Below are 9,585 nucleotides of genomic sequence, written 5' to 3'. Positions count from 1 at the left end.
GTCGCAAGAGCGGTCTGACGCCTTGCGCTGGTGTCGGTCAGGGAAAGGGCGTCTTCCACCTCCTTGAGCGAGGTCAGCACCGTGCCGCGATAGGTGGCGACGAGCTGGACTTTCCGCGCCTCGGCGGTCTGAAGGCTCCCTTCCAGATTGCCCGCCGAGAAAATCGGCGCCAGCAGCGACCCTGCAATCGACCCGGCATCCACTGGCGTCAGGCCATAGGTGGCGGTTCGGCTCAGCGAGGCGGACAGGTCGAGGCTCGGGAAGAAGGCCGCCCGCGCCGCGCCGATATCGGCATTGGCCGCTTTCAGGTTTGCTTCGGCCCTGCGGATGTCGGGACGGCGCTCCAGCAATGTAGAAGGCTGGGCGGGGGCGATCTCCGGCAGGGCGACATCTTCCAGTCCCTTGGCGGCCACGTCGAAGCCTTCAGGCGCCCGGCCGAGCAGAATGGCAAGCGAGGTCTTGGCCGCAACGAGGCTTTGTTCGAGGCTGGGCAGGCTCGCCTCCACGGTGGCGAGATTATTGCGCTGCTGGGCGAGTGTGATGCCGGAATCGAGCCCTTCCTTGTTGCGCAGCTCGACGAGCTGCAGCGTTTCGCGCGCAAGCTTCAGCGATTCCTTCGCATAGGCGATACGGTCTTTCAGGCTCAGCACCGTGAAATAGGTGCTCGCCACATTCGACTGGACGAGAAGCCGCGTCGCCTCGGTGTCGAAGACGGAGGCGTTGAAGCTCTCTTCCGCGCTCTGGCTCTTCGCCCGGTATTCGCCCCAGAGGTCGAGTGCATAGCTGACGGTCAGTTTGCCGCTGGCACTGCGCGACAGGCTGCCGGGGTCGCTCTGCGTCTGGCTCGCACTGCCGCTACCGTTGAGCTGCGGAAGAAGGCTCGAATTGGTGGAGCGCAATGTACCGCGCGCCTGTTCGATGGTGGCGAGAGCGGCGGCCACGTCCTGATTGTTGGCAAGTGCTTCGGCCATCAGCGTATCGAGTTCGGGGCTCGAAAAACGCGCCCACCATTGCGCGTAGTCGGCAACGGCTTTGGCGTCCGTCTGACCGGCGCCGTCCCAGCTGGCCGGAATGGCGGTGGTGGGGCGCTCGTAATCCGGCACCATGGAACAGCCGGCCAGCAGCGCCGCGGCGGCAGTGAGTGTCACGATACGTATTGCGGATCTCATATCTGTCGCTCCTATTCCGATGACAGCGCGACGACGGGGTCGAGAAGCGCGGCCTTGCGGGCGGGCAGGTAGCCGAAGATGAGCCCGGTCATGAACGCGCAGCTGAACGCGAGGAGGGAGGGCGTCGGATTGATGGCGATATTCAGGCCAAGAGACCCGAGGCCAAGCCCCGTGCCGATGCCCAGCATCACACCGATCAGCCCGCCCACGCCGCATACCACCAGCGCCTCGGTGTTGAATTGCAGCAGGATGTTGCTCATCCGTGCGCCGGTTGCCATGCGCAGGCCGATTTCGCGCGTCCGCTCGGTCACATTGACGAGCATGATGTTCATTACGCCGATACCGCCCACGAGAAGGGAGATGCCCGCCACCGATCCCAGAAGGATCGTCAGCGTGGTCGTCATGCTCTCCATCGTTTCCAGCATGGAGGCGGTATTACGAATCTGGAAATCCTCCGTCTGATGGCGGGCGAGAAGAAGCTGCTTGATGTTTGCTTCCGTCTGGTCGACCAGCTTGGCGTCGGACACCTTCACATTGATCGAGTTTGCATATTGCTGCCCGAAGAGGCGCATGAAGCCCGTGGTGATCGGGACGAAGACAACGTCATCCTGATCCCGGCCGAAGGACGAAGCGCCCTTGGCCTCCATCACGCCGATCACCTCGAAGGGGATATTGCCGATCAGCACATATTTTCCGACCGGGTTCTCGCCATGGGGGAAAAGATTGTCGACGACCGTCCGCCCGAGAACTGCAACGGGCGCATAGCTGTTGAGGTCGGCCTCGCTGAAATAAGCGCCTTGCGAGGCGGTCCAGTCGCGCACCCGGGTATAGGATGGCCAGGTGCCCAGTATCTGCGTGCGATAGTCCACATTGCCGAAGCGGACGGTCTGGCTGCCGCTGCGCTCAGGCGCCACCGCGACGACATTGGAGATACGCTGCTCTATGGCCTCCGCGTCGGCGGGTACCAGCGTTGCGACATCGCCGGACGATCTCATACCCGGTGCGCCGGGCCTGACCAGCAGGAGATTGGTGCCCATCGACTGCATGCTTTGCAGGATATTGGCTTTGCTGCCGTCGCCGATGGCGAGCATGGTGACGACCGCCGCCACGCCGATTACCACGCCAAGCAGGGTGAGCGCGGTACGGAAGATATTGGCGCGCAGCGAGCGGATCGCCATTTTCACCGCTTCGCTGACTTCCGCCCCGAGGGCCAGATGCCCGTGATCGCGCACGACACCTGCCTGTTCGGGGCCTGTCCTGTCCGCCGTGCCGCTGTCGGAGACGATCCGGCCGTCGCTGATGACGATCTGCCGGTGCGCGTGCGCGGCGACTTCCGCTTCATGGGTGATGAGGATTACCGTGCGCCCGTCGCCATTGAGCTGGTCGAGGACCTGGAGCACCTCCGCGCCGCTTTTGGTATCCAGCGCGCCGGTCGGCTCGTCGGCCAACACCACATTGGCATCGTTCATCAGCGCCCGTGCGATGGAGACGCGCTGCTGCTGACCGCCGGAAAGCTCGGTCGGACGGTGCTTTGCGCGATTGCCCATGCCGAGCCGGTCCAGCAGCTCCATGGAGCGGCTGCGGCGGGCTTCCTGCGAAAGCCCGGCATAGATGGCCGGCAGTTCCACATTCTCCGCCGCCGTCATGGTGGCGAGCAGATTGTAGCGTTGAAAGACGAACCCGAATTCGTTGCGCCGCAGACTGGCGAGTTCGTCGGATGTGAGGTCGGCGATATTCGTGCCGCGTACGCTGTAAATGCCCTCGCTCGGCCGGTCGAGACAGCCGAGAATATTCATCAGCGTCGATTTGCCGGAGCCGGACTGGCCCATGATGGCGACATATTCGCCTTCATGGATGGTAAGCGAGATGGCGTCCAGTGCGCGCACTTCCGCGCCGCCGGTCTGATAGACCTTGGAGACCTCGTCCAGTTCAATGAGGGGCCGGGGGGTGTGCTGGGTCATGATGGGCCCCTCACAGGAAGCCGGGCCGGCGTCGGCCCGACCCATTGCCCGATGTCGCGCCGAAGGTTCCGGTCACGACCTTGTCGCCTTCCGTCAGCCCGCTCTTGATCTGGATGTTGATGCGGTTCTTGAGGCCGGCTTCGACCGCCTGTTTTTCCGGCTGTCCGTTCCGCATGACCATCACATAGGCATTGCCGCCTGCGTCGGTCTTTACGGCATTGACCGGGACCATGAGCGTGTCTTTTGCCTCGCCGAGCAGGAAGAAGACCTGCGCGGTCATGTCGATCATCAGCTTGCGTTCGGGGTTGGGAATGTCGATGAGCACCGTATAGAGCACCACGTCGTTTTCCGTCGTGGGCGTCGGCTTGATCTGGCGCACGGTGGAGCGCCACCTCGTGCCGCTCATGCCCAGCGTGGTGAAATAGACCGGCATGCCGACTTTGAGCTTGTTCACATCGGCTTCCGCGACCTCGGCCTCGACCGTCATCGTGTCGAGGTTCGAGATGGTCATGATTTCCGTCGCCGACTGGGAGGACACGACGGTCTGGCCTTCCAGTGTCGTCTGCGACACCACGGTGCCGCTCATCGGGGCAAAGATTTTCGTGTAGCCCAGATTGGCCTCGTCCCCTTTGAGGGTCGATTTCTGCTGGTCGATCTGCGCCTTGTAGGATGCGATCTGCGCCGCGCTCTGCTTCATCTCCGCGCGCGCCTGATCCAGCGTGTCCTGCGACACCGCATTCTGCTTCCGCAGGTTCAGGTAGCGGCGATACTGGATCTTCTTGAGTTCGTATGTGGCCTCTTCGCCCTGAAGCTGGGCCTGCAATTTGGCAAGCCCGGCCTGGGCGGCTTCCACCTGGGATTCATAGACCGAAGGATCGATCTCGGCGAGGAGCTGACCTTTCTTCACCGTGTCGCCGATCTCGACATAGACCTTCTGCAACTGGCCGGAGACCTGCGCGCCGACATCCACATAGTCCTTGGGCTGGATCGACCCCAGCGCCGTGACGGTCTGTTCGATATTGCCGCGGGTAACGGTGACGGTCTGATAGCTCGCCGTATCGCTGCTGCCGAAAAGGCTCTGATAACCGAACCAGAGGGCCAGAAGGAGGATGGCCGTCAAGGATGCAACCTTGACCCATCCAGCTTTCAACCATGACGGAAGCATCGAAAAAATACGTCCGGGGAACGAGCGCTCGCTCGTTTCCCCGGATGAGGACGGCCTGCCGCCGTCGCCTTCATAGCCCATATCTGCCTGACCGTACTAAAAGCGCGAGTACCCCGTTTCCATATAATACGCATAGCTCACGATTCTCCGTCGCAGGGCGCAGGCGGATAAAAAATTTGTAATCTCAGGCGACGCGGACCATGCGTTTGCCCACATTTTCGCCGGCCAGCAGCCCGATCAGGGCCTTGGGCAGCGTTTCGAGGCCCTCAAGAATGTCCTCTTTCACCTTGAGCGAGCCGTCCTGGACCCAGCCTTCAAGGTCTTTCAGCGCCTTTTCACGCTCCGCATAGAAGTCGGAGACGATGAAACCCTGGACTTTCAGCCGTTTGGTGACAATGAGCCCCGGCACGCCACGCGGTCCATGGGCGGGCGGGGTGCCGTCATACTGCGAGACGGCCCCGCAGCAGGCGATGCGACCATTCTGGTTCATGCGGAAAAGGGCCGCTTCCAGAATATCCCCGCCGACATTGTCGAAATAGACATCGATGCCGTCCGGCGCCGCCGCCTTCAGCGCCTTGTGAACGGGTTCGGATTTGTAGTCCACGGCCGCGTCGAAACCGAGTTCGTCGGTCAACAGCTTGCACTTCTCCTTGCCGCCCGCGATGCCGATGACCTTGCAGCCCTTGATCTTGGCGATCTGCCCCACAATCGACCCGACCGACCCGGCGGCGGCGGAAACGGCCACCGTTTCGCCCGGCTTTGGGTCGCCGATTTTCAAAAGGCCGAAATAGGCGGTGAGGCCGGCAATGCCGTAAACGCTGAGGAGATAGGAGAGGGGCTCGCGCGGTTCGAGTTTTTGAGCGGTCTTGGCCGGTACGGCCGAATATTCCTGCCAGCCCGTATCGGCGAAGACGAGATCGCCGGGCTTGAAATCCACCGTGCCCGACTGCACGACTTCCGCGATGGCGCCGCCCGCCATCACCGTGCCGGCATCCACCGCCGAGCGATAGGTGGCACCCTGCATCCAGGCCCGGTTGGCGGCATCAAGCGAGACGATCCGCGTTTTCAGCAGAAGCTCTCCTTCGCCTGCCTCGGGCATGCTGCCTTCGCGAAGCTGGAAATTGCTCTCGGCAAGCTTTCCCTCCGGCGTCTCGGCCAGCAGGATCTGTCGGTTGGCTTGGGACGTATTGGGCATGTTCTTGTCCTCCCTGAAGATTTTCGATGCGGGAGCTTAGACAAGATGAAAGCCCCCGCCCATGCGCGAGGTTGAAAAAGGCTGCACATTCGAATGTCAGAATCGGGGCAAGGGCCCTATTGTCCGCAGGCGCATCCGGCGCTAGAACAGCACTAATGCTCAATTGGAACATATCTCCCGGAAAATAACCCAATGACCGACCGGTTGCGTATTGCGCTCGCCCAACTCAACCCCACGGTGGGCGACATAAAGGGCAATCTGGAAAAGGCGATCGAGGCCCGCCGCGAAGCTGAACTGGCGGGCGCGGATCTGGTCGTCTTTCCGGAGCTCTTCATTGCCGGCTATCCGCCCGAGGATCTGGTGCTGCGTCCCGCTTTCCAGCGCCGGGCGCGGGAGGCCGTCATCCAGCTTGCCGAGCAGACGGCGGACGGAGGCCCGGCCGTGCTGATCGGCGCGCCATGGAAGGAAGACGACAAGCTCTACAATGCCGTCCTCTATCTCGATAAGGGGGAGGTTCAGGCTCATCGCTACAAGGTGCGTCTGCCAAATTACGGCGTGTTCGACGAGCCCCGCGTCTTCGACGAGGGTCCGCTGCCGGGACCGATCGACATTCGCGGCGTGCGTGTGGGGGTGCCGGTCTGCGAGGACATCTGGTACCCGGACGTCGTGGAGTGCCTGGAGGAGACAGGCGCGGAAATGCTGCTCGTGCCGAACGGCTCTCCCTATGATTTCGACAAATTCGACGCCCGCATGCAACTCGCCATCCGCCGCATTCAGGAAAGCGGCCTGCCGATGGCCTATCTGAACCAGATCGGCGGGCAGGACGAGCTTGTATTCGATGGCGGTTCCTTCGTGCTGAATGCGGATCTCTCGCTTGCCGTCCAGATGCGGGCGTGGGAACAGGAAATCCTCGTCACCGACTGGACGCGCGAGCCGCATGGCTGGGTCTGTGCGAAAGGGGAGTGCGCCGAAGTGCCGGAAGGCGACGAGGCGATCTATCTCGCCACCGTGCGCGGGCTTCGCGACTATGTGAAGAAGAACCATTTCCCCGGCGTGGTGCTGGGACTGTCCGGCGGTATCGACAGCGCGCTCGTGGCCGCGCTGGCCGTCGATGCGCTGGGCGCGGAAAACGTCCACTGCGTCATGCTGCCTTACCGCTACACCTCGTCGGAAAGTTTTGAAGATGCGGAAGCCTGCGCCAAGGCGCTGGGCGTGCGCTACGACATCGTGCCCATCGAGGAGCCGGTGGTCGGCTTCACCAATGCGCTGGAGAAGATGTTCGAGAACACGCAGTCCGACACGACGGAAGAAAATATTCAGTCGCGCTCGCGCGGCCTCATCCTGATGGCGATCTCGAACAAATTCGGCTCCATGCTGCTGACCACAGGTAATAAATCCGAAGTTTCTGCAGGCTATGCGACGCTTTATGGAGACATGAATGGCGGTTTCAATCCGATCAAGGATCTCTACAAGAGCCGCGTCTTCAAGCTTGCCGCATGGCGCAACAGTCACATGCCGAAAGGTGTACTGGGGCCGGAAGGCGAAGTGATCCCCGAGCGGATCATCACCAAGCCGCCAAGTGCCGAGCTTCGCCCCGACCAGAAGGATGAGGACAGCCTGCCGCCCTATGAGGTGCTGGACGATATTCTTGAATGTCTGGTCGAGCATGAAATGCCTGTGCACGACATTGTCGCGCGCGGTCATGATCGCGCATTGGTGCATCGCGTGGAAAATCTGCTCTTCGTCTCCGAATACAAGCGCCGCCAGGCTGCGCCCGGCGTGAAGCTCTCCTCGCGCAATTTCGGCCGCGACCGCCGCTATCCGATCACCAACGGGTTCCGCGATGTCGACTGAGGTTCCCGAAATTGTTGTCCGTTTCGCGCCGAGCCCGACGGGCCGCCTTCATGTGGGCAATGCGCGCACGGCGCTTTTCAACTGGCTCTTTGCGCGCAAGGCCGGTGGCAAGTTCATGCTTCGCCTGGATGACACCGACGATGAGCGGTCCACTGAAGAATATGCCCATGGCATTGTGGAGGATCTGGGCTGGCTCGGCCTCGTCCACGACATTCTCGACCGCCAGTCGAACCGGATGGCCGAATATGACAAGGCTGCGGAAAAGCTGAAGGCGGAAGGGCTGCTTTATCCCTGCTACGAAACACCCGAAGAACTGGAGATGAAGCGCAAGCTGCAGGCCCGGCGCGGCCTGCCGCCTGTTTATGACAGGGCGGCGCTCTCTCTCAGTGACGAGGAGAAGGCAAAGCTGGAAGCAGAAGGGCGCAAGCCCCATTGGCGCTTCAGGCTGAAGCAGGAAGTCACGACCTTTACGGACCTCATTTTCGGCGAGACGAAAGTGGATTGCGCCTCGGTGTCCGATCCTGTGCTGATCCGTGGCGATGGGCGCTATCTCTACACGCTGCCCTCGATCGTGGACGATATCGACTTCGGCATCACCCACATCATTCGCGGCGCCGACCATGTGACGAATACCGGCGTGCAGGTGCAGCTCTTTCGCGCGCTGGGCGGCAAGGTGCCGGTCTTCGCGCATCACTCCATGTTGCAGGGGCCGGAAGGCAAGCCGCTGTCCAAGCGTGACGATGCGGCGGATTTTTCGCTGATGGCACTGCGCGAGCATGGCGTCGAGCCCATGGCGCTCAATGCGTTGCTGGCGCGCCTCGGCACGCCCGACCCCGTGGAGGCGACGCTCTCGCTCGACCATTTGGCCAAGAGCTTCGATGTCGCCCGGCTTGGGCGGTCCGATATCCGCTTCGACCTGACCGAACTGGACAAGGCGAATGCCGGTACGCTCCACATGCTGGAATATGACGAGGTGAAGGAGCGCCTTCAGGCGCTCGATTGCGACCTTGGACCCGACTTTTGGGCGGCTGTCCGGCCCAATCTCACCCGCTTTGCCGAGGTGGCGGACTGGGCCCGTATCGCCGAAGGGCCGGTGGCCCCGGCGATAGAGGACCCCATATTCGCCTCCAGGGCGGCGGACCTCCTGCCGGATGGGCCATGGGACGAAACCACATGGAAGGCATGGACAGACATCGTGAAGGCGGAGACGGGGGCCAAGGGCAAGGCGCTATTCATGCCGCTGCGTCAGGCACTTACGGGCCTGGACCATGGACCCGAGCTGAAAAACCTGCTACCTCTGATCGGGCGCGAGCGGGCCGAGGCCCGGCTTCGCGGTAAAAAGGCCTGATTTTCGGGCCGGGTGTAACGGCAGATGAGAGGACCGGCAATGGCCGAGTTCCGCATTATTCAGGGTCTCATTATTAGCGGCTGACATAGCTCCGCCGCCGCCGTACAAGCACGTCTTAATCTTCCTTTGCTGTAAATGGTCCGGCCGCGGCGGTGGCATCGGTATTTTCTCTGCGTCTCCTTTCGGGAGGCGCCGCGAGCGGAAGCGAAAAGATGAACGCGACGACGAAAGAACGGCTCTACCTCTTCGACACCACGCTGCGCGATGGCGCGCAGACCACGGGCGTGGATTTCTCCGTCGAGGACAAGCGGCTGATTGCGACCCTGCTGGACGAGCTGGGCATCGACTACGTGGAAGGCGGCTATCCCGGCGCCAATCCCACCGATACGGCTTTTTTCGGCGACAAGCCGGCGTTGAAGCGTGCCACCTTCACCGCCTTCGGCATGACCAAGCGGGCAGGGCGCAGCGCCTCCAACGATCCCGGGCTTGCCGCCATCCTCGATTCCACGGCCGATGCCGTTTGCCTCGTTGCCAAGAGTTGGGATTTCCATGTGGAAGTCGCGCTTGGCATCTCCAACGAGGAGAACCTCGACAGCGTTCGCGAGAGCGTGGAAGCGATCATCGCGCATGACCGCGAGGCGATGATCGATTGCGAGCATTTCTTCGACGGCTACAAGGCCAATCCCGACTATGCAACGGCCTGCGTGAAGACGGCGCTGGATGCCGGCGCGCGCTGGGCTGTTCTTTGCGACACCAATGGCGGTACATTGCCCTCAGAGGTCGAAGCCATCGTGACCGCGCTGATTGCCGCGGGCGTGCCGGGCGACCGGCTCGGTATCCATGCACATAACGATACGGAAAACGCGGTGGCCAACTCGCTGGCTGCGATCCGG

6 protein-coding genes and 1 pseudogene are annotated in these 9,585 nt (G+C 62.2%); 3 read left to right on the top strand and 4 right to left on the bottom strand.

The window, feature by feature from the left end:
- The 4 genes from CMI59_RS12180 to CMI59_RS12165 form a co-directional block, all read right to left on the bottom strand.
- On the bottom strand, positions 1-1,169 hold a 1,169-nt coding region (locus tag CMI59_RS12180; protein ID WP_293328525.1), incomplete at its 3' end, for an efflux transporter outer membrane subunit.
- An 11-nt stretch (positions 1,170-1,180) separates the two neighbouring features.
- Positions 1,181-3,130 carry a MacB family efflux pump subunit gene (locus CMI59_RS12175; protein WP_293328524.1) on the bottom strand — a complete coding sequence of 650 codons (1,950 nt, stop codon included), beginning with the start codon at positions 3,128-3,130 and terminating at the stop codon, positions 1,181-1,183.
- 10 nt (positions 3,131-3,140) lie between these two features.
- Entirely contained in the window at positions 3,141-4,250 is a 1,110-nt protein-coding gene (locus CMI59_RS12170) for an efflux RND transporter periplasmic adaptor subunit (RefSeq protein ID WP_293328523.1), read from the bottom strand.
- Positions 4,251-4,479: 229 nt separating this feature from the next.
- Positions 4,480-5,490 carry an NADP-dependent oxidoreductase gene (locus tag CMI59_RS12165; RefSeq protein ID WP_293328522.1) on the bottom strand — a complete coding sequence of 337 codons (1,011 nt, stop codon included), beginning with the start codon at positions 5,488-5,490 and terminating at the stop codon, positions 4,480-4,482.
- A gap of 192 nt (positions 5,491-5,682) precedes the next feature.
- On the opposite strand from CMI59_RS12165, the gene CMI59_RS12160 reads away from it, so the two are divergent.
- The 3 genes and pseudogenes from CMI59_RS12160 to CMI59_RS12150 all read left to right on the top strand — a co-directional run.
- Positions 5,683-7,344, top strand: a complete 1,662-nt coding sequence (locus CMI59_RS12160) for an NAD+ synthase (protein WP_293328521.1) — start codon at positions 5,683-5,685, stop codon at positions 7,342-7,344.
- Complete coding sequence (gltX, locus tag CMI59_RS12155) at positions 7,334-8,692, top strand: glutamate--tRNA ligase (RefSeq protein WP_293328520.1); 1,359 nt, start codon at positions 7,334-7,336, stop codon at positions 8,690-8,692. Before CMI59_RS12160 ends, gltX begins: the two co-directional genes overlap by 11 nt.
- 212 nt (positions 8,693-8,904) lie before the next feature.
- Positions 8,905-9,585: pseudogene (locus tag CMI59_RS12150) on the top strand (citramalate synthase); the annotation flags it as partial.

It is taken from the genome of Parvibaculum sp. (genome assembly GCF_002684405.1).
In the GTDB taxonomy this organism is placed as follows: Bacteria; Pseudomonadota; Alphaproteobacteria; order Parvibaculales; family Parvibaculaceae; genus Parvibaculum.
The sequence above is the reverse complement of the archived record's forward strand: the minus strand, read 5'-3'. Positions and strand labels throughout refer to the sequence as shown.

Excerpts from the sequence above, each read along its gene's own strand:
- CMI59_RS12175 (WP_293328524.1), bottom strand. The coding sequence starts at position 3,130 with ATGACCCAGCACACCCCCCGGCCCCTCATTGAACTGGACGAGGTCTCC.
- CMI59_RS12165 (WP_293328522.1), bottom strand. The coding sequence starts at position 5,490 with ATGCCCAATACGTCCCAAGCCAACCGACAGATCCTGCTGGCCGAGACG.
- CMI59_RS12160 (WP_293328521.1), top strand. The coding sequence starts at position 5,683 with ATGACCGACCGGTTGCGTATTGCGCTCGCCCAACTCAACCCCACGGTG.
- gltX (WP_293328520.1), top strand. The coding sequence starts at position 7,334 with ATGTCGACTGAGGTTCCCGAAATTGTTGTCCGTTTCGCGCCGAGCCCG.